This is a genomic window from Parabacteroides chongii (assembly GCF_029581355.1).
Taxonomy (GTDB): Bacteria; Bacteroidota; Bacteroidia; order Bacteroidales; family Tannerellaceae; genus Parabacteroides; species Parabacteroides chongii.
Genome location: NZ_CP120849.1, coordinates 3104555 through 3131505 on the forward strand (window position 1 = coordinate 3104555; position 26951 = coordinate 3131505).

Here is a 26951-nt window from a genome sequence, read left to right on the forward strand (position 1 = left end):
TTTTATTGAGTTGTATTTGTATAAAAGTAATTACAAAAAGTGTGCCATACTTTATTATACAATACCTTGCGCCATCATAGCTTTGGCAACTTTCATGAAGCCGGCAATGTTGGCACCTTTCACATAGTTCACATAATTGCCGTCCTTACCGTGAGCAAGGCATTGCTCGTGGATAGCACCCATGATCTGATGCAGTCTGGCATCCACTTCTTCGGCAGTCCAGGAGATATGCATGGCATTCTGCGTCATTTCAAGTCCGGAAGTAGCTACACCGCCTGCGTTAACGGCTTTACCCGGAGCAAACAACTGTTTGTGTTCGATGAACAGATCGACTGCTTCCGCCGTACATCCCATGTTGGAGACTTCTGCAACGCATAAGGTCTTGTTCTCGATCAGCTTGCGGGCATCGTCGGCATCCAGCTCATTCTGGGTAGCGCAAGGAAGGGCAATATCCACTTTCTGTTCCCAAGGCTTCTTGCCGGGATAGAAAGTTGCGTTAGGATATTCGTCGGCATAAGGTGCCACGATATCGTTACCGCTGTTACGCAATTCCAGCATGTACTCGATCTTATCGCCTGAGATACCGTCCGGATCATACACATATCCGTCCGGACCGGAGATCGTTACGACTTTAGCACCCAGTTCGGTAGCTTTCTTTGTCGCTCCCCAAGCCACATTTCCAAAACCGGAAACGGCTACTGTTTTTCCTTTTATATCGATTCCATGTGTTTCGAGCATCTGATGTACGAAATAGAGAGCACCATAGCCGGTAGCTTCCGGACGAAGGATAGAACCTCCGAACTCCATGCCTTTACCGGTGAAAGTACCAGTGTTTTCACGAGCCAGTTTCTTGTACATTCCATACATATAACCTACCTCGCGTCCACCTACGCCGATATCACCTGCCGGAACGTCACGATCCGGACCCAGGTTACGCCACAGTTCCATAATGAAAGCCTGGCAGAAACGCATGATCTCTGCATCGCTCTTTCCACGGGGAGCAAAGTCTGAACCGCCTTTACCGCCACCCATCGGCAGGGTTGTCAGTGCATTTTTGAATGTTTGTTCAAATCCCAGGAACTTAAGGATAGAAAGGTTTACAGACGGATGGAAACGGATTCCTCCTTTATACGGGCCGATCGCATTATTAAATTGTACGCGGTATCCTAAATTGACTTGTACTTCACCTTTGTCGTCTACCCAGGGTACACGGAAAGTAAAAATACGTTCCGGTTCTACCAGCCGTTCGATGATCTTGGCTTTCTCGAATTCCGGATGCTGGTTATAAACTTCTTCTATTGATAAAAGAACTTCTTTCACGGCTTGCAAGTACTCTTTTTCGCCCGGGTGCTTTGCTTCCAGTGCAGATAAAATAACTTCTGTCTTCATAGCGTTTCTTGCTTTTTTAGGAATAACAATGTGTAGGCAAATGTAGCGAATTCTATGGACTGACCAAGGGTTTTGCTTTCTTTTTGATAGTGAATTATATGTTTTTGATGCATGTATTCGGACTGGTATTTCTTTTGTGCTTTCCGACTAATGTTCATGTGCTTACATTCTAGTGTGCGGATAAGCATATTTTAATATTCGAATCATGACTTTTTTTACTTTTGAGCATGCTCGAATTTAATTTTTAGCATGGACGAAATTAATTTTGAGCTAGCCTCAAATTAATTTCAAGCTTGCCGGAAAGTATAAAAGTAAGGGAGTTAAATATTAAAATGTAAGCAGGAAAATGATAGAATATAGGGAGAAAAATGCCAATAGGCGGCATCCCAAGTGATTTTTTCCTTACATTTGGGCGCAATAATTCTATGAAATCGTTATGAGCGGAATACCGGACTTTCAGAACCTTGTGTTTAAAGACACATCATTCGCCAATCTAATGAATAAGCGTATATATAATGTACTGCTTATTGCCACGAAATACGATGCCTTCATGTTGGAGGACGACGGACGGGTGGATGAACAGATATTTAATGAATATACTTCACTCAGTCTTCGTTATCCTCCCCGTTTTACCCAGGTGACGACGGAAGAGGAGGCGCTTGCCGAATTGAAAGATCGTAATTTTGAGTTGATCATCTGTATGCCGAATATGGATAACCGTGATATTTTTGCGGCGGCAAAGGAAATCAAGATACATTATCCGAATATCCCTATCGTGGTGCTGACTCCTTTTTCGAAGGAGGTTTCCAAGCGTATCGCCAATGAAGATTTGAGCGCGATCGACTACGTGTTCAGCTGGCTGGGCAATGCCGAACTGTTGCTGGCTATTATTAAACTGATTGAAGACAAGTGGAATGCACCGGATGATACGGCAAGTGTCGGCGTACAGATTATCTTGCTGGTGGAAGACTCCATACGCTTCTATTCTTCTGCTTTGCCACATTTATATAAGTTTGTACTGGAGCAGAGCCAGATGTTTGCTAAAGAGGCGTTGAACGGTCACCAGCAGACGCTCCGTATGCGTGGTCGTCCAAAAATCAAGCTGGCGCGAACTTATGAAGAGGCCGTTCGTATTTTTGACCAGTATCGGGACAATATGCTTGGTATTGTGTCGGATATGAGTTTTATGCACAATGGGGTGAAAGATCCTTATGCCGGGTATAAGTTCGGGCAGTATGTTCGTAAGACAGGGCTGATTATTCCTTTCGTGCTTGAGTCTTCTGAATCGAGTAATAAGGTATATGCGAAGGAGCTGGGAGCGTCGTTTATCGACAAGAACTCCAAGAGTTACCCACAGGACCTGCGTAAGAAGATTATGCAGCGTTTTGGTTTCGGCGATTTCGTGATACTTAATCCGCAGACGAAGGAAGAGATTATGCGTATCAAGGATTTGAAGGACTTGCAGAGGAAAGTGTATCAGATTCCGGACGATTCACTGGTTTATCATCTTTCGCGTAATCATTTCTCCCGTTTCTTCTATTCGCGTGCCATGTTCCCGCCGGCTGAGATTCTGAAGCGAGTCGATGTGAGCGATTATAAAGATATGGATGAGGCTCGTAAACTGATTTTCGACCTGATCGTGCAGTATCGTCGGATGAAGAACTCCGGAGTGGTGGCTATCTATCAGAAGGATCGTTTCGACGAGTACAGTAACTTTGCCCGTATCGGCGACGGTTCGCTGGGAGGAAAGGGTAGAGGTCTTGCCTTTATGGGGGCGATGGTCAAACGCTATCCGAAGTTGGAGACGGAGAACTTCAATACGAATATCCCGAAGACAGTGGTGATCTGTACCGATATCTTCGATGAGTTTATGGAGACGAACGAGCTTCTGCCTGTTGCGCTGGGCGATGCGGATGACGATACGATTCTGAAATACTTCCTTCGTGCCAGTCTGCCCGCCAGTCTGATCGATGACCTGATGGCTTTCTTCGATGTGGTGAAAAGCCCGATAGCCGTCCGTTCGTCCAGTCTGCTGGAGGATTCGCATTACCAGCCGTTCGCCGGAATTTATTCTACCTATATGGTTCCGCGGCTGGAAGATAAATATGAAATGCTTCGCCTGTTGAGCGATGCGATCAAGGCGGTGTATGCTTCTGTCTTTTACAGGGACAGCAAGGCGTATATGACTGCCACGTCCAACCTGATCGACCAGGAGAAGATGGCGATCGTTCTGCAGGAAGTAGTCGGCAACCGTTACAACGATCATTTCTATCCGACCATTTCCGGTGTGGCGCGTTCACTTAATTTCTACCCGATCGGCAACGAGACGGCGGAAGACGGTATTGCCAATATCGCTTTGGGCTTGGGTAAATATATTGTGGACGGCGGTCAGACATTGCGTTTCTCTCCGCGCCATCCGCACAGTATCCTGCAGATGAGTTCGATGGATTTCGCGCTTCGTGAGACGCAAACCCGCTTCTATGCGCTCGATCTGGAGAACCTGGCACAGCAGTTCTCTATCGACGATTCTTTTAACCTCCTGCGTCTGAGCCTGAAAGATGCGGATGCGGACGGCTCTTTAAAATATATCGTATCAACCTACGACCCGTATGATCAGATTATCCGTGACGGTTATTATCCCGGAGGACGGAAGATATTGTCTTTTGTCAATATTCTGCAGCACGATGTATTCCCGCTGGCTAGGACGCTGGATGAGTTGCTTCGTATCGGTCAGGAAGAGATGGGTCGTCCGGTCGAGATAGAGTTTGCCGTAAATGTCGATCCTGCCAATCACGACAAGGCTACTTTCTATCTGCTTCAGATCCGCCCGATCGTCGATAACAAAGAGATCATGGATGAAGACTTGACGGAGGTTGAAAATGAGGAAACGATTCTTTCTTCAACCAGCGTGTTGGGGCATGGCATCGTGACGGATGTACAGGATATTATCTATGTGAAGAGCGGTGCATTCAATTCTTCAAACAATCAGTTGATTGCTTATGAGATAGAGAAGCTGAACCGTCGTTTCACGGAAGAGGAGAAGAATTATGTCTTGGTTGGTCCCGGACGTTGGGGCAGCAGCGACTCCTGGCTGGGTATTCCGGTAAAATGGCCGCATATCAGCAATGCCCGTGTGATAGTGGAATGTGGTTTGGAGAACTATCGTGTCGATCCGAGCCAGGGAACGCATTTCTTCCAGAACCTGACTTCTTTCGGTGTCGGTTACTTCACAATCAATCCTTTCAAAGGCGACGGCTGGTTCGATGAAGCGTATTTGAATGCTTTACCGGCTGTCGAGGATACGGAGTATCTGCGCCATGTTCGTTTCGACAAGCCGATCGTCATAAAGATGGATGGAAAGAAGAGCCTGGGTGTGGTGCTGAAGCCGGAATAAGATAGTATATAACAAAAAAGTCCTCTCATGCATCAAGCAGAGAGGACTTTTTTGTTTTATGACGCAATGGCGTATCAGTCTTTCTTCTTGATAAAGTCCGAAGGATAATTCACCTTGTTGATGATCTCGTTATCTTTCAGCCGGATCCAGGTCTTGAAACCTTTTTCTCCTTCTGTCATTTCGATCACGCGGGCACCGTTGGTTAGGTTGTTATAAACCGTGTCGCCACCGGTATAACGGCCGTAAGCCAATAAGATACCTTTCCAGTAGACAGCATAATCGTCATCATGGTCGTGACCGACAAATACGCCTTCGATGTCTCCCATTTCTTTCATGGAAGCAAACAGGCCGGAGTTTAGTTGCGGTGCACAAGCCTTTTCCTTACGTGTTCCTACCATTATAGCAGTTTCGTCAGATGCAGCCTGATTGTATTCCGGTAAAGCGATGTGGAAGAATGCCAATGAAGGAACCGGCGTTCCACCGTTTTGCTTTGTGAATTTAGTGCTGTTGTCGCGATACCATTGAATCTGGTCGAACTTGATGTAATCGTATCCGCCGATCCCTTCGATCTGTGAATACGAATGAGAGTCCATACAATAAATTATGGCTGCATCTTTATTTCCATTCGACGATTTGATCGGCAGGATGTAGTTGCTGGCTCCGGATACACCTTTTACTGAGTCTGTCAGGTTATAAGGGATTGTCCGGATAATATTGAACAGCTGCGTACGTGTCAGTCCTTGCTCGTTATCATGGTTACCGAATGTCATACCGAAAGGTATTTTGCGTTGGGCTGCCAGGTTAAGTATGGTGCGCATACCTTCTTCGGCAGGTTTTCCGTAGATAACATCACCGGTGAAGAGTACCAGATCCGGCTTTTCTGCATCCAATACCTCATTAATTCTTTCAACAGAGATTGCCGATTTCGGATTGTTATGGATATAATGTACGTCCGTAAATTGTACGATCTTGAATCTTCCGTCTTTATTGAATTTCAGTGACGGTTGCTGGGCGTTACCGTTCAGTAAGCCGCCCAACAGGAATAACATGCTAAATAATATCTGTTTCATCATTTATTTATTTAAATACCGGCATCGGACGTCCGATCCAAACTTGCGGTTGTTTCAGGTTGAAGATTTCAGCAACGGTAGAAGCGCAGTCGAACTGCATCATGCTGATGTCATCGAAGCAATATCCTTTTTTGATATTTTTACCGGCGATGATAAAAGGAGTCTCCATTTCCTGCATAGTCTTGCCGCCATGTCCTTTGTTGATGCCACCGTGATCGGCTGTGATGATGAAAATCGTATCATCGTACATGCCGGCTTTCTTTACTGCGTCGACAATCTGGCCGATATAACCGTCCAACTCTTTGATTTTAGCATAGTAAGCGGGAGTGTCGTGTCCGTCGGCATGTCCTACATGGTCCGGATTATCAAAAGCGATCATTGTAAGGGTCGGCTTTTTCTCGGTGATGTATTTAACGGCCATTTCGCATAATACGGTCGGCTGTTTGTTATAGTCGGGACCTTGTGCATGATAGCTCATAGACAGGGTATCGACAAGATATTTGATGCCATCCCAGTCGTAAAGACAACCGATCTCCGCATCCGGCTGAGCATCGCGAAGCAATTGGAAAACTGTCGGGAAAATGCCGTGTTTATTTAGTTCGCGTGAAGGCAGTTCTGGTGTTTTTGATCCCCATTCTGTGTATCCGTGGATCTCTGGACCCGCACCCATGAACATAGAGGCCCAGTTCACAGCACTGGAAGATGGCAGTACGGAACGTTTCTTCAACGTATAAGAACCGTCTTTCATAAATTGTTTAGTGACGGGCATCTCCGCTTTTTCTACACTGTAAGCTCCCCAGCCGTCGAGGCCGATCCAGACTACGTGTTTTGCTTTTGGTTTGGCGGCAAAAGCCGAACTAACGGTGAAAATGGTTAAAACCATAAAAAGTAATAAGTTTCTTTTTTTCATGATATGTGTTTAATTTTGTATTAGTACATCAAAGGTATGTAAAATAGGTACGAATATCTAATTATCATAGCTTCTTTTATCATTATTTTATAGTAATATCGAATTGGTCGTACGACTCGGTTCTCCAGGATTTATCGGCTGTTGTCGGCGAAATAGCGAAAAGTGGGGAGAACGTTTTTATCTTAATTGTCTGACCATCCGGCATAAATTCCATGATACGCAACCAGCCGTCGCCACCGTTGCCATGCCAGAAACCGTCGGCCGTTTGGGCGTTGAACATCATCTGTGGAATCTCTTTACCGGCTGCATTTTTATCCACACGGAAAGAAACATTGTCCTTGAAAGGAGCTATCTCGCATTCATGGCCGCAGATCACCATACAGATGTTGGAAGAGGGATATACGAGTTTCTGCCAAATGGCTTCCCCGTAATTAGCCGGAGATACTTTGTAGTTCTCTTTTATGTGGCGTTTGCCGTTCCAGGCGAGATAAGAGTGGGTTAGGAGAATAACTTTGTGATCTTTATACTTCGGCTTTTCGGTGATAGTCTTTGCCCATTCGATGGCTTCGTCACGTGGTGCGAACTCCAGGGAGATAACCAGTATTTTGCCCCAGGTCTTCGTGTCAAATTCGTATGCTGCATTTTCAAGTGTAGGGATATCCTGATAGTTGTTTCCCACTTCTACCAGTGATTTTCTCCAGCAGGAGTTTCTTTCCGAAGGAAAATAGGCGGGGAAACGGCATAAACGGTTTTCCGACTTTTCGTATCCGTAGTCATGATTGCCGGTACAGATAACGTAAGGCAATTTATTATCCAACCGGGCAAAAGCCTGCGAGGCCGCTTTCCATTGTTCTTCGCTGGTCTGGTTGCCGTTCACGCCGTCCGGTATACGGATTTCGTTCTGTTCAACCAGGTCGCCGGTACATAGGACGGCTTCGATATTTAGTCTTTCTTTGTTGTTGGCTGTCCATGCGGTCATCAGTTCGAACAACGGCTGGTTGACATCGAACTTGATGTAGCTTTGGGGATCGGGCAACAAGATCATGGAGAATGACTGGTCGTCCGTTAATTTAGGTTGTACAGGCTGTACCTGTGCATTCATTGTCATCAGATTCAGTAAGGCGATGACGGATAAGAATAATCTTTTTTTCATGTGTATTTAGTTTAATGTATTATTTGTCGGAAGGAGGCGTCAGTTCAAATGTAGTCAGGACTGCTGCATGGTCGGAAGCCCATACGTCGTCTATCTCCGGTGTTGTTTTTATGATTTTGGAAGAGACTGCGCGGATATTGTTCCCTTTATAATAAAGGAAGTCGATCCGACTAACTTGCAGATGACCGTAAATAACAGCAAAGGTCCCTTCCGGACGAGTCACTTCATCCGGGTTTATTTCTCTGAAGCTGTCCTTATACCCTTCGTCCTGCATATATAAGGAGATAGGAAAAGGAACAGGACCGTAGCCAAAATGGATAGGGGCTGCCTTTTGGGTCCAGTCCAGATGGCTGCAGGAATTGAAATCGCCTCCTATGATAATAGGCATATCATCTTCTGTCAGGTAGGGCTTTGTATCTTTTTCCAAAATGTATTTCATGTCCTCCAATCCCCGGGCGGCATCTTCTGCAACCCATGTTGAGGTATTATGTCCGATACAAGGATAGTTACAGGAATATTCCGGTTGATAAGCATAACGCAGCCAGCAGGCATTGACTAACAATGGACGGTTTCCGGGCAGTGTTAATTTAACAGGATTGGAATTGAATGTTTTTTTTGTCGGTATCTCTGTTATAGGATATCGGCTGAAAAGAACGAGATTGTCTTGTAGTGACGGTGTCTGCATATAATATCCCAATGAATCCTGAATACGTTTCTGACTGCCATACCCCTCTTGCATAGTGATGATATCAGCATTTGTCGCTTTCACAAGATCGATGATGCGTGCCTGACCGTCATCTCCGACATGATTGCCTCCATGCCAGATATTCCATTGCAGGACTTTTATAATACCGGGGTTGTTTTTACTACTTTCACTGATCCTTTTATCAATGTTTCTTTCGCTTGTTTCCGGTATATAAGTTGTTTCTCCCAGCTTGAAAGAAGGAACGGATATTTTGATCTTATTGCCGACATGGGCCTTTTCCGTTATGTCTGCTGTAACTAACAGGTAATTGATGCCGGGTGTCAATGTCAAAGCACCTTGCTCATCTTTGAATACCATTCTCTTTTTAGGGGTTTCTCCCTGGCCGAATAGCTCTGTTTTAATACCTGACCGGGCTGTTTTCCCCGTATGATAAATATGTATCTGAGATAAGTCCGATAATGCGGTTACATCGGACAAATCAAGTTCTAGCTCAGTCAAGCGTAATGGTTTTTGATCTCCGGTTACGGCAATTCTAAGTTTAAGAATCTGGTCATCAAAACTTCCCTGATCCACATCCCATTCGCTGTCTATCACAACAGCATTGAATAATTCTTGTTGCTTAACGGGTTGAATGAATTTGGGATTGTCATTGACCACCGTATATGCCATGGGACTGGATCCTTTATATTGATTTCTTCCGTTTCGGATATGGTATGCCTGGTCTCCTTTACCCACCCAGTTGGTTGAAACATCTTCTATACCATCGTCAAAGTTGTAATATGCAACCAGTGTTTTAAATTGAGGATGATTAGGTTCTAAGGGTTTGCCCATCCATTCTTTCAGTGTTTCTGTCGGTATGGCTGAGTTCCAGATACGAACTTCATCCAGTAGTCCTCCGAAAGTGGTCGGTTCATCTTCATTTACTCCCAATGCTCCGGGTAGAACCGACATGGCTGTTGTTTTACTGTCGACAATTTTTCCGTCCAGAAAAAGGCGGGTGGTAACGCCGTCGCAGCTTACTGCTACATGGTGCCATTGATTATCCAATACCTCTTCCGACCATAGATCGGGCCAAGTGCTATGAAGCCTTCCTTTCTCAATGACCAACGGCAGATAATCCGCCCTGTTTGTCAGGCTATATTCGCCACCTCCAAAAATGACTTCCAGGTCTTTCCAGGAATTATCATCACCTTTGATCCACGCTTCAAGGGTCCATGAGCCAGTCAGGAAACCGATGCCGGTACGGACGTTATTGTCTTTTCCATCCAGGTGAAGGGCTAGATTACGGGGAGTAGATTGTGCAACAGATGTGATCCATGTAGAATAAAGGAAGAATAGGATAAATAAATATTTCATGATACTTAGAATAATGTGTTTTATACCCTCAAAGGTAACTGTTTTGTGTGAAAAAGGGATGGGATTTCTCCCATCCCTTAATAATATTTTATAATATAAGGTTAATATAGTTCGTGTCGTTTATTTTAAGTCGAATGTGACCAGTACCGCTTTGTGGTCAGTAGGCCATATTCCTGCCGGGAGGATGAATTTGTCTTTACTATCCTCTTCCACACGTTTTCCCCGCAAAATAGATTTGGAGGGACCGACGATCGAAGCTCCTTTCACTTTTAATCGTTTGTCAGGAATGAAATAGATGAAATCGATCCTGTCCCTTTCGTCGGCATCCGGAGCCCACGATAATTTCTCAGTTCCAACTCCTGTATTGTCAGAGGGAAATGTGAATCCCGGATGGGTGACAGGGTCGGGATAAATCTCACGGAAAGCATCTTTAAAACCGTTCTCTGTTAATAGAACGGAACAATCCCAACGGATCACAGTTCCGTTATGGTCCCGTATATCCTTTGTGTTTTCCATCCAGTCCAGGTGCGACGGTTCATTGAAGTCACCTCCTAAAAGAACGAGGTTGCCTTTCGCCTTTTCTTTCATCGCATCAACGATTACCCCTTCGATTGCCTCATCTCGCAACGATTCTTTATTCGCTTTTTGAATTTCATCGTTATTAAGAATAGGTTTGTCGAGTTTCTTCCAGGTTGTTCCGCTATAACCTCTCGGCAGGTAACAGGCATAATGGGTATAATCCAGATGGGCCGAATAGACGACAACTGTCTTATTTCCGATCTCTATTGTCGCTTTCAGTACCGAACCGGCATCGTTCTTTAACGGATAATTCGGATGTTGGTCTGTAATCTTATATTTAGAAAGTATGCCGACATCCAGTGTGCTGCTTTCTCCATAATATTCTTCACCTCTTTCCTTGATCGCTTGAAGGATGCGGGGGATAAATTGTTTCCCGTCATAGTTTCTCACTTCACTGAGTAGTACAATATCGGGTTTAAGGCGGACCACCTCGTTGGCGATGGCATCGAATCCGCCCTGTACCATGGTCCCTTCCTGCCAGATATTCATTTGCAGGACAGAGATCTGTCTCCCTTTACCATAAGAGCTTATGGTAAAGGTGAACAGGATCAATGTTAATAAATAGTATCTTATATTCATTCCGTTTCTTCAATTATTGTAGAATCCACATCGCTTTATTTATATCGTCCACACCGTTAAACTGACGCTTTACGGCTTCATCAACATTCTCTTTGTTAAAGCTGTATTCTGTCATCGGATACATCCAACGCAAAGGAATCGTGTTCTTGTTTGTATTCAGATTCGTATTCGGATCTATCGGTAATACCGGATAACCGGTACGGCGGTAGTCGTAGTACGCATCATACGGATGCTGGAGGAAGGAAGCCAGGTATTTCTGGGTCAATACTTTTTTGATGTTATCCTCTTTATCACTTCCTAGCTGAATAGCAGGCGATTGCAGATAGTCGCTTATTACTTCAGGAGTCAGCTTTCTGCCATAATGGTATTTTACATCGTCCGGAGTTTTGTCGACTATGAAGTTCATGCTGGCTTCAATACCTTTTTTATAATAAACAGAGGCATCTCCGGAAATCCATCCGCGTAAAGCAGCTTCTGCCAGATTGAAATTTTGTTCCGCGTATCCGATTCTGATGAGAGGTTCTCCACTAGGAAGGTCGGTATAGCGAGCATTTAATCCGGAAAATTTACCTTTGGAATAATCGCTTTTAATGTTTTCGAACGGCAGGGCGGGATTGATACCGATGTAAGCATCCCACTCGGAAGCATCGATACCCTCGTCTGTTTTTACTTTGGCTGGTTTTGCATAATAGAACAGGCGGTAATCTTTATATTCTTTAAACACATCGATGATTGTGCTGGACATAATGGAATAGCCGGCATGTTTGGTTTGTGTGTTATGGAATGGATATACTTGATTTGCTTTATCGGCATAAACCAACTGGAAATTGTCATCATTCGACTCCATCAATGTAGCTGATGAAACAAGGCGGGCAAAGCGTTCTTTCACTTTCAGGTCGGGATCAGATTCCTTTTTGGATAAATTGATCAGTACTTTCAGGCGGAAAGCGGTGATCGTTTTTTTCCACTTGTCTGTGTTCCCTTTCAGGATAGGATCTCCCTCGAAATTATTTGCCAGGGAGAACGATTCGTAGGCTTTATCCAAGTCGTCAAGGATAGATAGCATCACCTCTTTCTGAGTGTCATATTTGGGTTTGATGTTATCTACTTCGCCCTGCAATGCTTCCGAGTAAGGAATATCTCCTACTTCCAGTGAGAAGTAAAACAGCTTGTATGCTTTCATGAAATAGGCAAGTCCCTGATAAGCATCTTTTTGATCATCGGATGCCTGTTCGACCATTTTAGCGCAGTTTGTCAGCACTTTGTAATCGGTAAAATCAGTGCGTTCGAACCAGTTATACTGATAACTTTCCATCCCTTCGCCCCAAGCCAGTTGTTTGCTGAGGAAATTATCGTATACAAAGTTTTTACTTCCTCCTGTTTTAGTGATATTGAGCAATAACTTGGTTGCCAACAGTGCCGGTGTCGCATTATTTGCAGCATTCGGATTGGTGTTGATATCGTCAAAATTGTTACAGGATGTCAGAAAGACATGGAGTAAAAATAAACAGATAATATATTGATTTAATTTTTTCATTTTCAATCTTTTTTAAAAGTCTAATTTAACATTGAATCCAAGATAACGCATAGAGGGGGAGTTCAGTTTTTCTTCTCCTCTGTCGGGGTCAGAGTATTTAAACTCTTTCGTCCAAAGGAAGAGGTTCTGTCCTACGAATCCGATAGTAGCTCCTTTCATTCCGGCTTTTCCGCAGATATTTTTGGGTAAAGTGTATGAAAGCGATAAGTTACGCAGTTTAAAGAATGTCTGATCAAAGATATTCTGAGTTCTTAGCGAACCGATATACGGGTTATAATTTAATGTATAGGTTTCGTATGATACCTCTTTGTTATTAGGGGCAAATACGCGGTCGTCGCGGGTGATGTTACCATTAGAGTCATAATCAACACTTCCGGATACGATCATTACACCAGGACCGATATAATTTTTCTTACCGTTTACCACCTCGTCGTAACGCCATTTGTTGTCAGACTTAATATGTGCTCCTGAATTCCAAAGTGCCTGGTCGGTAACAGAGTGAGCCTTGCCGCCGACACGTCCGTCGAAGGTCACATTCAGCGTGAATCCTTTGTAGTGTACTGTATTGGAAAAGCCCCATATCCAGTCCGGATTTGAATAGCCTACAACTGATTTGTATTTGCTCAGTACCGGGTATCCGGCTTCGTGAATGATATTTCCCTGCGGATCGCGTTCATAATCGTATACATCATCTATCCAGTCCCAGCGTTCTCCGGCTTTTACCCACGGGTACTGAGAAGAATATACCGGATCCACTTTGGCATAATAGTATCGGTCCATAGACCAGTTGAATGTTGAGTTCCATTCAAAATCTTTTGTTTTGATGATGTCACCCGATAGAGTGATTTCCCCGCCTTTTCTGACTTGCTCTTCTTCAATATTGATCAATGTTTTTTCAAATCCGCTGGTCGGACTGATCTTGGCTTCGCTTGTCAGGTTATAGTATAATGTATTATAATAGGTTGCATCTACTCTTAACCTGTTTTGGAATAAGCTGAAAGCTGTACCGATTTCGTAAGAACGGGAAGCAGAGGGTTTCACTGTTGTTCCTCTCAACATTTCCGGATAATAAGCGGAATTTAATCCGTCCCATACATTTGTTTCGACAGTGTAGGTATTGTTTGTATCATAAATATCCAGGTCTTTTTTGGTTTGTGTCCACGATCCTCTTACTTTCCAGAAATTGATCTGTTCCGGCATAGGAATGAATTGTGATAATACGACACTTCCTGATACGGACGGATAGAAATAAGAACGTGTATCTTTATTCAGGGTCGACGACCAGTCGTTACGGGCTGTCACGTCGACGAATACCGTACTTTTCCAGGATGCAGATGCTTTTCCATAAATACTGTTTACTTGTTTTCTCTTATATTCGCTACTCACCTTGATCGGATCTACACTTGCCTTTAATGAGTAAAAACCTGGAATTGTCAGTCCGTTCTGTGTTTCATTCAATACATTATCATTTTGAAGATAATAGATTGTTCCACCGACGAAACCATCTACAGCAAAATCTCCGAAAGTATGATTGGCTGATAATATAGCGTCATTGTTTATACTGAAACCTCCCAATCTTTTTAATCCGTAATATCCTTTCTTGCTCCATCCTCCTAGAGCGCTGATTGGATTTTGCCACTCTTTCTTTTCTGAATAAGAGTCGATACCGGACCGAATAGATAATTTTAACCAGGAGGTGAAATCGTATGTGGCAGACATAAAGCCATTAACAATGTCATAGTAACTGGATTGCGTGATTTCGTTGGCGATAAAATAAGGATTGTCATACCAATTCTTATCCATCCAGTTTTGTTGTACATCTTTTTTTACCCAATAGTTCTTATAATCCCGGATGTCGTATTCTGCCCCCGACCAAACCAATAGATTATAAAGAAAGCCACCTCCGCCATAGCCGGCACCCATATCTGTCGGAACCAGACGTTTGTTATAGGTAATTCCTCCTTCGAATGAAAAATCATTCCATTTCATATCTCCTGCAACGGAATAAGTGATCTTATTCATTTTAGAGTTCGGATACTGACCTTTGTTGTATACATGGGTAAAAGAGGCTCTGACACTTCCGTATTTTCCTTTTTGGGTAATGCTGATATTGTTGTTTGTCACTAAACTCAATTCGGTGAAGTTCTTCAGATTATTTTTCCCTTTTGAGACAAGCGGCTGCTCTTCCCATTGGTAAGTATAAGGATTATATTGTTCTGCCGTACGTCCTATATCCAGTTTATCTCCCCATACGTAATCGCCTACACCATAGGTACTACCACCTCCGGAGCTATAAGATGTCTGTACTTTCGGTAATTTTAAATAACCGGCATTGAACATTGTGTTACTGTTGACACTGATATTTAATCCTTCTTCTTTTCCTCTTTTAGTTGTGACCATCACTGCACCGTGTCCGCCTCTGGCTCCATAGAGGGCTGAAGCTGTGGCTCCTTTCAATACGTCCACCGATTCAATATCGTCAGAAGCGATATCACTTAATTCCATATTGTTATAAGGCACTCCATCGATTACTAATAAAGGCTCTTCACCTCTTAAAAGAAGTTTGGGTGCTTGATTGAATTCTGTACTGTTTTGTACATTCAGACCTGCGATCCTTCCGGTTAAAGCAGTTCCTACATCAACTGATTTTACTGTATTCAGACTTTCTCCGCTGACTTTCTGCACGGCATATCCTAATGCCTTTTCTTCTCGTTTGATACCTAAAGCCGTAACAACTATTTCCTGTAGGTTCTGTGAATCTTCTTCAAGCTGAATATTGAAAACAGAGTTACTTCCTACCTGTATATCTTTGGTGACGTATCCGATATAGGAAATGACTAATATAGCTTTATTGGGTACAGACAAACTGAATTTTCCGTCTATATCCGTGATAGTTCCGTTGGTAGACCCTTTCTCTATCACATTAGCCCCGATGATCGGTTCTCCTTTAGAATCAGTTATTGTCCCTGAGATATTTTTAATCGATTGTTGTATGGTTGCTTCACTAAGCACTTCTTTGTGAGATAGGATAATACTTTTCTCCAAAACTTTATAACTGATATCCGTTCCGTTGAATAATTGTTCCAATACATTGAAGACATTCTTCTTGTTACTTTTAATGGAAACGACACGGTTGGTATTTACCTGTTTGTTGTTGTAGAAGAAATGGAATTCAGATTGTTTTTCAATTTCGTCCAAGACCTCTTGTACTGTCTTGTTATTAACGTTCAGAGTTAATGTCGCAGATTGACTGTAACTGTCGGAGGCATATGCCAGTCCGATGCATACAAATAACATTATTGCGGTGAGTCTCATACATAATGGTATTTTTTTCAGGATAATAAACGATGAATTCACCATCCTGAAGTGTTGGATGCTAAAATAATTTGTCATAGATTTGTAAGTGATTTTAGAGTTAAAAAAATTCATTTGCTGGCAGCTTGTCGCCAAACAAGCTAACAGTAGGTTTTCATACGGGGAAATACGCCAATATTTTCCCGTATGTTTTGTTTAGGGAGGTTCGAATGTTTTCATTTTAGTACTTGAATTTAGGTTGTTCATACTTCTGTGATTTTAATAGAGTTCAACAATAGTTTTTTCTGATATTTTATCTGTTCCTGTTTCAGGGTCGACAAACTTATATTGAATACCCGATGATAAACGGAAATGTTCGAGTATAAGATGAAGATGTTGTCCGTCAAAAGTTCCGGTAAACGAGTTTTCATACAGTAGGTCATTTTTTACGATGAACTCGGTATTAAATCGTTTATTCAATAAAAGTCGTGTTCCTGAAGATAACCAAGCCGTCTTTCCAGGCTGTTAGCGTGGGAAGATAAGGTTTGTTCTGGCTAATGCCTTTTGTTTTCGAATTATAGGAGATTTCTTCATTGGGTTTCATGATCAGCGTCTCTTCCGTGTTATCCTTATTGGGGAATGAGAGTCTGACGGAACCGGAGACTAAAGTGGTGATCACCTTGTTGCTTTCTTTGTAAGCCTCCATATTGAACTCAGTACCTAAAACCTCGGCTTTCAGGTTAAATGGTGTGTTGACGATGAATCGCTTCGACTTATCTTTTTGTATGGAGAAATAAGCTTCCCCTTCCAGTTCAACGCTTCGTGTATCTCCTGTGAACTTTTGCGGATGCCTCAGATAAGAGCGGGAGTTTAGCCACACTTTGCTGCCGTCAGGAAGATTAACGGCTGCAACCATACCCGGATTTGTTCTGATTTCGATAAATTCGACCGGATCTTGTTTAGTTGCAAAGTAGAGCGTGCTGATCAATAAAGGTATAACGAGAATAGCGGCGATCCGTTGCAGCCAGAAAATGAACGAATGCTTATTATTCCCTTTTCTGTTAATCCTCTCCTTCACTTCTCCCAATGCCAGGGTAGAGTCCACTGATTTAATCGTATTGAGTGTATCCGTGGCAAAATAGATATACTCGATATCCCGTGCCATCTTTTTATTTTCCTCTGATTCTTGTATCCAGGACTCGACTTCTTGCTTTTGGGCAGGTGCGAGTGTTCCGGAAAAATAGTCCAAAAGAAGTTGTTCATCTATATGTTTTTGTGTATCCATTTTGTCTCTTTTATAATTAAGACTAACGAGTCGGGAAACCTCCTAAACGAAAATGCACTTTTTTATAATAAATTTTTCTATTTGTTCGATCTTACTGAAAACTTAATCGGGTTGTAATAGGTCAATAGGTTTAAAAATACTATTTTTGCACGGATACATACATAAGTCTTACAGGAATTAACATACCATTATATGCTTTCAACACTCACGGATAATACAAATGACGAGGTTCTTTTTCAAAGAATCCAGGCGGGTGATGTGAAGGCTTTTGATGTATTGTTTATGCGTTACTATCCTTTATTATGTGCGTATGCCAAACGGTTTGTCGATTTTGATGACGGGCAGGAGATCGTGCAGGATGTAATGGTTTGGTTTTGGGAGAACAGCTCTATGCAGGTGATAGAAACGTCACCCAAAAACTATTTGTTCAAAGCAGTAAAGAACAGATGCCTGACATTGATCAACCGGAACGAACTGAAACAGCGGATAGTCGAAACCCTGTCCGTGAATATGCAGGCTCAGTATGAAGATCCCGATTTTTACGTAGTGGAAGAACTCGCGAGGAATATTGAAGCTGCTTTGTCCCGTTTGCCGGAAAGCTATCGGGAAGCGTTTGAAATGAACCGGTTTCAGAATCTGACGTATAATGAGATTGCAGAAAAACTGAATGTCTCTTCTAAAACAGTCGATTACCGCATTCAGCAAGCCCTGAAACTTCTCCGTGTCGAACTGAAAGACTATCTGCCGTTATTGATGGCCTTAGTCAGAATTGTCTGACAACTTTTCCGTCTAAAGCCACCCTTTCCTTATAAATTTTTCATCCATTCTTCCGCTTTAGCCAGCGCATCAGGTTTCCCTATGTCCAATAACCGCAGGTTCTCAGCTGCATATGCATGGATATTGGTCTTGGCACAGATCGAAAGATAGAAATTAATGATCGGAAATTTACCTGTCCATTCTTCCATCCAGTCGAATATCTGAGGCGATAGCACGTGGATACCGCTGAAAGCATATTCATTATATTGATTAGGGTCGAAATCGGGATAGTAAGATTTAACTTCGCCGGTTTCGTGGTTACGCCAGCCGCATAACCGGTTCTCTTTATTGAACAGGAGATAACGCGATGTATTGCGCTTGCTGACCAGCAGGGTGGCAAGCGGGTTGGTTTCCAAATGGCAATCGTATAACTTTTTCAAGTCGACGTTCGACATTATATCCACGTTGTGTACCAGGAAAGGTTCATTTCCCTGAAGGAATTTGGCAGCCTTTTTTATTCCGCCTCCGGTGTCGAGCAGATAATCCCGTTCATCAGAAATATGGATCTGAACGCCGAAATTATTATTTGCGGCGAGGAAGTCGATGATCTGGTCTCCCAGGTGGTGGACGTTGATAACGATTTGATGAAACCCTGCATCCTTCAGTCTCAGGATCACATGCTCCAACATTGGTCTTCCATTTATTGGTATCAATGCTTTTGGTGTATTGTCAGTCATCGGTTTGAGGCGGGACCCCATACCGGCTGCAAAAATCATAGCTTTCATAATATTGCGTCAAAGATTTGTTCTATATTTTGTTCCCTGTGGGTCAGGTCTACTTTTACTCCGAACTGGGCATGCAGATGCTCTGCCAGGTGTTGTGCCGAATAGACGGAACGGTGCTGTCCGCCGGTACAACCAAAGGCGATCATCAGGTTCGTGAAACCACGGTCCAGATAACGCTTCACCGAAGCATCGACAATGGTGTATACGTGTTCGAGGAACTGCGTGATCTCTCCGTCTTCTTCCAGAAAACGGATCACCGGCTCGTCCAGTCCTGTAAAATGATTATATCGTTCATATTTACCGGGGTTATTGATCGCCCGGCAGTCGAATACGAAGCCACCGCCGTTTCCGCTCGGATCGTTCGGTATACCTTTTTTATAGGCGAAGCTGACGATCTTGACTTCCAGCATCCGCTTTTGTATATCGTCCCTGAATTGTGTCAGTCCGGTCAGTTCTCTCAGGACGGAGCACAGATATGGATATTCCGGATAGTCGTTCTTCAGCAACTGCCGCAGGTTATTGATGGCAAACGGTACACTCTGGATAAAATGCGGTTTCTTTTCAAAGTATCCTCTGAAGCCGTAAGCACCTAAAACCTGCAAGGTACGGAATAACACAAAATGACGTAGCTGACGGAAGAAATGTTCTTCGTCCACGTCGGTATATTTTTGTAATGCCTGCAAATAATCGGCAAGCAGTTCGTTTCTCAAATCTTCCGGATAATTGGCTTTAGCCTGCCAGAGGAAAGAGGCGACATCGTAGTAAACGGGTCCTTTCCGTCCTCCCTGGAAATCGATAAACCAGGGTTCACCGTCTTTGATCATGACGTTACGCGACTGGAAATCCCGGTAAAGGAAAGTGGGAGAGGTGTCCTGCAATAAGACATCGCTCATTTTCAGAAAATCATCTTCCAGGCGGTCTTCCTGAAACTCCATGCCCGTCGCTTTCAGGAAACAGTATTTAAAGTAATTCAAATCCCAAAGGATGGAACGCTCGTTGAATTCCGGCTGCGGGTAACAAATGCTGTAGTCGAATCCATCGGCTCCGGCATACTGGATAGAAGGAAGCTGCGTGATTGTCTTATGCAGCAAACGACGTTCTTCTTCATCAAATACACAGCTTTTGCGACCTTTTTCTATGGCGTTGAAAAGCATGGTGTCACCTAGATCTTCTTGCAGGTAGAAGGAATAATCGTCCGAATGGAAATGAACTTCCGGTACGTTAATGCCTTTTCCTTTGAAAAATCCCGACATATAAATAAAAGCCTTGTTCTCTTCCTGAGAAGAGCCACTGACTCCGATCAATGTTTTCGGACCTGATATTCTGAAATACCGGCGGTTAGAGCCGGATGAAGGAAGTTCGGTAATATCTTCGGCCTGCGAACCGGTGTATTCGTAGTAGAGTCTGTTTAATTCTTCTGTTACCATATTTTTTGAATTACGGCACTAAGGTAAGCCTTTTTATTGGGGAAAGGAAACCTTTGTTCGCTTTTTAAGGTAGTTAAAAGTGTTTCACCCTAATGAAACAAATGTTTCTTCCTGATGAAACAAGTGTTTCTCCTAGGTGAAACACTTTTGAGTTAACCATGTCTACGAAAGACAGTTTTGGGTTGACTGTTGGGAGTCTATTATATAAAGGTGGTTGACTAAGTTTATGCTTTAGCCATAAAAAGGTTGTCTTTTCTCTTTGTGTTCGTATAAACGGCGCTTTAATAGCGATTGAAACATGTTGGCATTAAAACAGGTAGTTTTGTACAATATACGTGAATATAAGTATCTTTAGTGTTTGTTATAACTCTTACAAATTGAAAAAAACATATCTTTGTAGCTAGTATTAATTATATGTATAAACCAAAAAGGAATAATATATGAATAAAAAATCTACTCTATTGGCCGCTGTTTTGATGGCGGTAAGTTCGTTGACGGTAAGTGCTGCAGAACCCACTCCTAGTAATGAAGTTGATTCTGAATATTGGACAGCTGGTAATTATTATTTTTTGAAAACTGAAGTTCAAAAAGATGGAAGTCCATTGTATTTATCTTTAGATGAAACAGTAACAGACTCTGTGATAGTAAAAACATTGCCTGCTGCAGGTATAGGTACTAAAGAAAGCCGTGATTTTGCATTGTGGGAAATTACCGTTGTAAAGACAGAAGCTGCAGGTATCTCTTATCAACTGAAAAATAAAAAGACAAAGGCTGTGCTGTCTTTTGATAAAGACTTAACAGCTGATCCTATGTTAAGCCCTGAAGGTGTGTCTTTATGGTCATTGGCAAAAGAAGCAGACAATAGTGGTTATGTGATTAAATCACAATTGGACAATGATAAAGTTATGGCGTTGAATGTTGATGTTAATAATCTAGATTCTAAATTAAAAAATAAAGTCGTTTTTACTGGAGGGGAGAAAGCTGCATTTAAGGTTATGAGACCTAATGATAGTTTCCCGTTGGTAGCAACAGACTTGGGTAATGGTATAAGTACATTCAGGCTTTCTTTTGGTGAAGATATTGAAGGTGATATTTTCAGTGGAAAGGATTTGATCGCTGTAACGAAAATTGATGGACAAGCTGTTGATAATGATGGGTATTTTCTCTTGCAAGAGAAAGGCAATGAAGTATATCCTGATAATAAGACTAAGAAATATTTAGGAATCGATACATTGAAAATAGAAGGAGCTAGCAATAGTTTCTCATTAGATTCTATACGTACAACAATTAAACCGAATATGGATGCAAAACTCTTTAGATTTACAACCGATTTAAAGAACGATTCATTGACTATGTATGTAAAGAATGTTCCGTCTACGGAAAATGCGAAAGTTGTGACAGATGGTAATACAGAGGTTAAGGTAGGCTATGCTCGGTTAGGTAACAAAAAAGTTCTGACTATTAATAGTACAGGTGTTAATGTGTTTTATCCATGTATTACTGCTAATCGTGGTATTCCTGCTACAATCGAAACTGGTACAGGAGTTTATTTCTTGAAGAGCGGAAGCAAAACAGGAGACGGAGGTAAATATATATCCCACGTTGAGAATAACGGGATCGTATTTATGACTGGAAAACCATCTGTAAATGCAGTTAAAGGACAATGGTATATAAAAGAAGAAAACGGTATGTATACTATTGTAAGCCGTTATAAGAATACTACTTTGCTGCCGAAGAGTGAAATATTTGCTGTTCAGGGTATGGAAAATACTTATACATTTGGAGGTAATACCGATACAATTACTATTGAATCGCAGAAGGTTGATTTTGATAATAAGTTCTTGGGATCTATCAACTTTAAGAAAGGTGATCTGGAAAATAAAGGGTATGTATTGAAACAATTTACCGGGACAGCAGATTTGTATGCTTCAGTTTCTGACGATGTTCTTCAGGTTAAGTCGGATGACGAAAATGCAGAAGTATTTAAATTGATTGCTGTTGATACGTTAGCAGTTGGTGGTGCACAGTCTTTAGGTGATACAGTGTATGCTGTTTCTTATCAGTTGAAAGAACGTTTTGGAGAGAAAAAGGTTTCTTCTGATGCTGTAGAATCAGAAAAAGTTTTGAAAATGTTGGAAACAAAACCTTTGACATTCCAATTTGTAAGACATGCAACAGAAGATAAATATTATATGTCTGCTGTTGATAAAGATGGTGAACATTTGCTTTATGTATCTTCAGATATTACTACTGGTAATATGATCCTTGCTCGTAGCCATGGATTCTTTAATTTGGAAGAAGTGGAAGCACCGGAATATGCTACATTCGAAACTGGTCACAAACGTTTCACTTCAGATGCGAAATCGTTGACGATGAATACGCTGAATATGTTTGCAGAATTGAAGGTAGAAGGACAAGATATTTTGAAGTCTACTTATGAAAAAGATAACTTTAGCTTGAAGTTAATCAAGTCGGAAGCATCAACTGTAGATAGACCGTTGTATTTCATTACAACTGTAATGGCTAATGAAGTAGCTAAGGCTGATGCAGTACAGACACGTTATTACATGGTTTCAGGTCGTGACTCTGCATTGTATATGGGTGAAGGAACAACAACACCTCGTGTACACTTTATTGCAAACGATACCATTGAAACAATGAAGGAAAGCACAAAAAATCCAGCATTGTGGGCATTGAAAGTAGAGGAAAGTGGTAACTATAAGTTAGAAAACCAACAGGAAAAGACGGATGAAACCAACACTTTGTATGTTGGAATTGTCAACAACGTTGTTGTAATGTCAAATAAAGGTATTGAGTTCTCTTTAGCAGATGCTCCATCTCCTGTAGCCAACGAATCCATTGAAGCTCCGACTACTATCAAAGTGATCGGTGGTAATGGTGAATTCCAGATCCGTAATGCTGGTGGTAAGAAAGTAACCTTGTCTAACATTTTGGGACAGACAATCGGTTCTCGCTTTATCTCATCTGACAATGAATCAGTTCAGACAGCCAGAGGTGTTGTGATTGTTTCAGTAGAAGGTGACAAAGCTTATAAAGTGATTGTGAAGTAAGAAAATCGAAAGATAGATATCAAATAAAAAAACGGTTCTCACTATTGTGGGAACCGTTTTTTTATGGTGCAAAGAAAAAGAATATGTTTTTATTCTTCCGTCTTACTCTCCAGTTTACTTTTCAAATAAGCGATCCGTTTGGTTGACTTCTCTTTTTCTTTCTGAAGATTTTCCAGGTCGCTTAACACCGTAGCCAGTTCGAAAGTAGCGGCAATAGCCTTTTTGTCTCCGTCTGCAATATAGATTGTATAAGGCTTGCCTCCTGTATAGTCTACTTTGATACGTTCTTTTATATTGGTTGAAATAAACTTGGCGGCATCAATACCTTTTTCACCTTTGTAAGTCACAACCTCTGTTGTTTTCCCCAGGTCTTTAAAGCGATAATTCACTCCGCCGTCATACGGGATAGAAGCAGTTTCGGCAAACTGACCGTCTTTGGTGCTGACTTTGATGCCGGTATGATTGATTGGCGCACCGCCATAGAAAACGCTGGCAAGATAAATCTCACCTTTTTCATTCACCCCGCTACGGATATAACAACGCTGTACGTTCCGTTCCACCGTTTGTTGTTTCCAGATATAATTACCTATCTCTTCATAGACACTGTCTTTTTCAAAAACGAATCCTTTTTTCAGACCTTCTGCCTCTTCCGCTTTGATAGGGATCAGGCTGTCGCAAAAAGCGATATTCCTTTCCGCTTCTTTTACCTCCACAAGCCGTATAAGCGAAAGCCCCTCTTTTAAGACTTTGAATTCTTTCGGATAGAGTGCGCGGATACTGTCTATTTCACTCTTTGCCGCGAAGAGCTCATTCCGTTCATACATGCTTTGAGCATTGCTCAACCGAGCCCGTGCTTCCTTTTCCGCATTGTTGCAGGCTGCCAGTGTTACGGCGGCAAGTGCAATACATATTGCTGACTTCTTCATGTTGTTTATCTTATTCGTTCTGTCTGCAAAGATATATTTTTTATCTTTGCAGTCTCAACGAGCGAGATAAATAAAGCGAATGTATATAGATCAGGAAGATATTTTAAATCATATATCGGCAAAGCCGTTCCGCATCATATCTGAGGCTGCAGACGAATTAGGTGTTGAAGCTTACGTGATTGGCGGTTACGTCAGGGATATTTTTTTATACCGTCCTTCAAAAGATATTGATGTCGTTGCAGTAGGCTGCGGAATAGAATTAGCAAAAGCAGTAGCTAACAAGTTAGGTAAAAAGACACATCTGTCCGTGTTTAAGAACTTCGGGACGGCACAGGTAAAATCCGGTGACCTGGAGATTGAGTTTGTCGGTGCACGGAAAGAATCGTACAGCCATGACAGCCGGAAACCGATCGTGGAAGACGGTACGCTGGAAGACGATCAGAACCGGCGCGACTTTACGATCAATGCCTTGGCACTGTGTCTGAACAAGGACCGTTATGGAGAATTGGTCGATCCTTTCGGCGGTTTGGACGATATGGATAATCTGATTATCCGTACGCCTCTCGATCCGGATATAACCTTCAGCGACGATCCGTTGCGTATGATGCGTGCAGTCCGTTTTGCATCCCAACTAGGCTTCTTTATCCATCCCGACACGTTCGATGCGATCGAGCGTAACAAGGAGCGGATCTCCATCATTTCTAAGGAGCGGATTGTGGATGAACTGAATAAGATCGTCCTTTCCCCAAAACCTTCCATCGGTTTTGAGTTGTTGGATAAAAGCGGTTTACTGCCTCTTATTTTCCCGGAACTCTGCGCACTGAAAGGTGCCGAGACAAAAGAAGGCATCGGTCATAAGGATAACTTTGCCCATACATTGATGGTATTGGACCGTCTGAGTAAGACGACGGATAATCTGTGGCTCCGTTGGAGTGCCATTTTCCATGATATCGGTAAACCCGCAACCAAGCGTTTCGACCCTCGTTTGGGTTGGACATTCCACAACCATAACTTTATCGGTGAGCGTATGCTGCCGGGAATTTTCCGTCGCATGAAGTTGCCGATGAACGAAAAGATGAAGTACGTACAGAAGATGGTGACACTCCACATGCGTCCGATCGCCCTAGCAGACGACGAAGTGACCGACTCGGCCATCCGTCGTTTACTATTCGATGCCGGTGACGATATCGACGATCTGATGAAGCTCTGTGAGGCAGATATCACTAGTAAGAATCCGGAAAAAGTCCGCCGCTTCCTGAATAACTTCCGTCTGGTCCGTGAAAAGTTGGCTGATATCGAGGAGAAAGACCGGGTTCGTAATTTCCAACCCCCTGTTTCCGGTGAGGAAATCATGGAGACATTTGCCCTTCCTCCTTCACAACCCGTAGGAGTGTTGAAAGAAGCCATAAAGAATGCCATCCTGGATGGAGTGATTCCTAATGAGCACGAAGCCGCCTATCAGTTTATGTTGCAGCGGGCAGAAAAGATGGGACTAAAGCCTGTGAAGTAACGAAATAAATCCTATCTTTAGGGTCTCAATTCGTAATTGTAAAATTAATATTATCATGAAAAACAGAAAATTAAGAATGGGCATGGTAGGCGGCGGAAGTGACGCTTTTATCGGTGCGATCCATCGTCGTGCCGCCTTTATGGACAATCAGATTGAATTAGTTTGCGGATGTTTCAGTGTAGACCCTGAAATCTCCAAAAGTTCCGGACTTTCTTATTTCTTGCCGGAAGACCGTATTTACAGTACTTATCAGGAAATGTTCGAACACGAAATGACTTTGCCGGAAGGTGAACGGATGGATTTTGTTACGATCGTAACACCTAACCGTTGGCATTTCGAACCTGCTATGATGGCTTTGGAAAGAGGATTCCATGTGGTAGTGGATAAACCGATGACCTTCTCATTGGAAGAAGCCAAACAACTTCAGAAAAAGGTGGAAGAGACTGGGCTGATCCTGGCGCTTACGCATGTGTACTCCGCTTATCCGGCAGTAAAAGAAGCAAAAGCCCGTATTGCCCGAGGGGATTTGGGTACGCTTCGCCGTGTGTATGTGGAATATCTGCAGGGGTGGCTTTCCGACCGTATCGAACTGCAGGGCGGAAATAATGCCGGATGGCGTACAGACCCGAAACGCTCAGGGAAAGCAGGCTGTATCGGTGATATAGGTACGCACGCCTGGCATCTGAGTGAATATATAACCGGTCTGAAAGTACAGGAAGTTTGTGCCGACCTGAATGCGTTTGTTCCCGGTCGTCCGATCGATGACGACGGTGCCGCTTTCCTTCGTTATGAAAACGGGGTAGTCGGAACGCTTACCGCCTCACAGATTGCTGCCGGAGAAGAAAACAACATCCGTATCCGCATTTACGGTGATAAAGGCGGTTTGGAATGGCAGCAGCAGGAACCGAATACTTTATATGCAAAATGGTCGAATAAACCGACCGAAGTGATCCGTATGGGAAACAACGGTTTCATCGGTGATACGGCTAAGATGAATACCCGTACTCCGGGAGGTCATCCGGAAGGCTTTATCGAAGCTTTTGCCAATATTTACCGGAATTTTGCCCATACCGTAATGAGTGTCAAGAAAGGTGAAACTCCCTGTGAGGAATGCCTGGACTTTCCGACTGTTTATGACGGCGTGAGAGGAATGCAATTCATTGAAACGATGGTGGAAGCCGGATACAATGAAAATGTGAAATGGCAGAAGTGGGTAGATTGATT

Annotated in this window: 18 protein-coding genes; 5 read left to right on the forward strand and 13 right to left on the reverse strand. The window is 42.8% G+C overall.

The window, feature by feature from the left end:
* Positions 1-54: 54 nt before the first annotated feature.
* On the reverse strand, positions 55-1389 hold the full coding sequence (gdhA, locus tag P3L47_RS11440) for an NADP-specific glutamate dehydrogenase (protein WP_075556310.1): 1335 nt from the start codon (positions 1387-1389) through the stop codon (positions 55-57).
* Between the two features lie 436 nt (positions 1390-1825).
* Here gdhA and P3L47_RS11445 point away from each other — a divergent pair, with 436 nt between their 5' ends.
* Positions 1826-4783, forward strand: coding sequence for a PEP/pyruvate-binding domain-containing protein (locus tag P3L47_RS11445; RefSeq protein ID WP_122360842.1), 2958 nt, complete (start codon positions 1826-1828; stop codon positions 4781-4783).
* Positions 4784-4857: 74 nt separating this feature from the next.
* Here P3L47_RS11445 and P3L47_RS11450 read toward each other — a convergent pair whose 3' ends face one another.
* The 9 genes from P3L47_RS11450 to P3L47_RS11490 all read right to left on the reverse strand — a co-directional run bounded on the left by P3L47_RS11450 (position 4858) and on the right by P3L47_RS11490 (position 17252).
* Positions 4858-5853 (reverse strand): metallophosphoesterase family protein, encoded by a 996-nt coding sequence (locus tag P3L47_RS11450; RefSeq protein ID WP_277780859.1) that lies wholly within the window; start codon positions 5851-5853, stop codon positions 4858-4860.
* Between the two features lie 7 nt (positions 5854-5860).
* A complete protein-coding gene (locus tag P3L47_RS11455) occupies positions 5861-6763 on the reverse strand; it encodes an alkaline phosphatase family protein (RefSeq protein ID WP_277780860.1) in 903 nt (300 codons plus the stop codon).
* An 82-nt stretch (positions 6764-6845) separates the two neighbouring features.
* Complete coding sequence (locus P3L47_RS11460; RefSeq protein ID WP_277780861.1) at positions 6846-7916, reverse strand: metallophosphoesterase; 1071 nt, start codon at positions 7914-7916, stop codon at positions 6846-6848.
* Positions 7917-7935: 19 nt separating this feature from the next.
* Entirely contained in the window at positions 7936-9978 is a 2043-nt protein-coding gene (locus P3L47_RS11465; protein ID WP_277780862.1) for an endonuclease/exonuclease/phosphatase family protein, read from the reverse strand.
* Between the two features lie 120 nt (positions 9979-10098).
* Positions 10099-11136, reverse strand: a complete 1038-nt coding sequence (locus P3L47_RS11470; RefSeq protein WP_277780863.1) for an endonuclease/exonuclease/phosphatase family protein — start codon at positions 11134-11136, stop codon at positions 10099-10101.
* Positions 11137-11149: 13 nt separating this feature from the next.
* The gene (locus P3L47_RS11475; protein ID WP_122360836.1) at positions 11150-12673 is read right to left on the reverse strand and encodes a SusD/RagB family nutrient-binding outer membrane lipoprotein; all 1524 of its coding nucleotides are present in this window, start codon (positions 12671-12673) and stop codon (positions 11150-11152) included.
* 12 nt (positions 12674-12685) lie between these two features.
* On the reverse strand, positions 12686-15988 hold the full coding sequence (locus P3L47_RS11480) for a SusC/RagA family TonB-linked outer membrane protein (protein ID WP_122360835.1): 3303 nt from the start codon (positions 15986-15988) through the stop codon (positions 12686-12688).
* A gap of 258 nt (positions 15989-16246) precedes the next feature.
* Positions 16247-16447: a FecR domain-containing protein gene (locus tag P3L47_RS11485; protein ID WP_345799045.1), complete on the reverse strand. Its 201-nt coding sequence runs from the start codon at positions 16445-16447 to the stop codon at positions 16247-16249.
* Positions 16440-17252: a FecR family protein gene (locus tag P3L47_RS11490; RefSeq protein ID WP_277780865.1), complete on the reverse strand. Its 813-nt coding sequence runs from the start codon at positions 17250-17252 to the stop codon at positions 16440-16442. Before P3L47_RS11490 ends, P3L47_RS11485 begins: the two co-directional genes overlap by 8 nt.
* 192 nt (positions 17253-17444) lie before the next feature.
* Here P3L47_RS11490 and P3L47_RS11495 point away from each other — a divergent pair, with 192 nt between their 5' ends.
* A complete protein-coding gene (locus P3L47_RS11495) occupies positions 17445-18029 on the forward strand; it encodes an RNA polymerase sigma-70 factor (RefSeq protein WP_277780866.1) in 585 nt (194 codons plus the stop codon).
* Between the two features lie 29 nt (positions 18030-18058).
* Here P3L47_RS11495 and P3L47_RS11500 read toward each other — a convergent pair whose 3' ends face one another.
* Together P3L47_RS11500 and P3L47_RS11505 are read right to left on the reverse strand one after the other, a co-directional pair.
* Positions 18059-18793 (reverse strand): nucleotidyltransferase family protein, encoded by a 735-nt coding sequence (locus tag P3L47_RS11500; protein WP_122360832.1) that lies wholly within the window; start codon positions 18791-18793, stop codon positions 18059-18061.
* On the reverse strand, positions 18790-20220 hold the full coding sequence (locus P3L47_RS11505; RefSeq protein WP_122360831.1) for a RapZ C-terminal domain-containing protein: 1431 nt from the start codon (positions 20218-20220) through the stop codon (positions 18790-18792). The genes P3L47_RS11500 and P3L47_RS11505 overlap by 4 nt, the downstream gene beginning before the upstream one ends.
* Positions 20221-20660: 440 nt before the next feature.
* On the opposite strand from P3L47_RS11505, the gene P3L47_RS11510 reads away from it, so the two are divergent.
* The gene (locus P3L47_RS11510; protein ID WP_277780867.1) at positions 20661-23291 is read left to right on the forward strand and encodes a DUF6383 domain-containing protein; all 2631 of its coding nucleotides are present in this window, start codon (positions 20661-20663) and stop codon (positions 23289-23291) included.
* A gap of 89 nt (positions 23292-23380) precedes the next feature.
* Here the strand turns inward: P3L47_RS11510 and P3L47_RS11515 are convergent, their stop codons facing one another.
* Positions 23381-24217 carry a hypothetical protein gene (locus P3L47_RS11515; RefSeq protein WP_277780868.1) on the reverse strand — a complete coding sequence of 279 codons (837 nt, stop codon included), beginning with the start codon at positions 24215-24217 and terminating at the stop codon, positions 23381-23383.
* 79 nt (positions 24218-24296) lie between these two features.
* On the opposite strand from P3L47_RS11515, the gene P3L47_RS11520 reads away from it, so the two are divergent.
* Complete coding sequence (locus P3L47_RS11520; RefSeq protein WP_277780869.1) at positions 24297-25727, forward strand: CCA tRNA nucleotidyltransferase; 1431 nt, start codon at positions 24297-24299, stop codon at positions 25725-25727.
* A gap of 55 nt (positions 25728-25782) precedes the next feature.
* On the forward strand, positions 25783-26949 hold the full coding sequence (locus P3L47_RS11525; RefSeq protein ID WP_122360827.1) for a Gfo/Idh/MocA family protein: 1167 nt from the start codon (positions 25783-25785) through the stop codon (positions 26947-26949).
* The last annotated feature ends 2 nt before the right edge of the window (positions 26950-26951 follow it).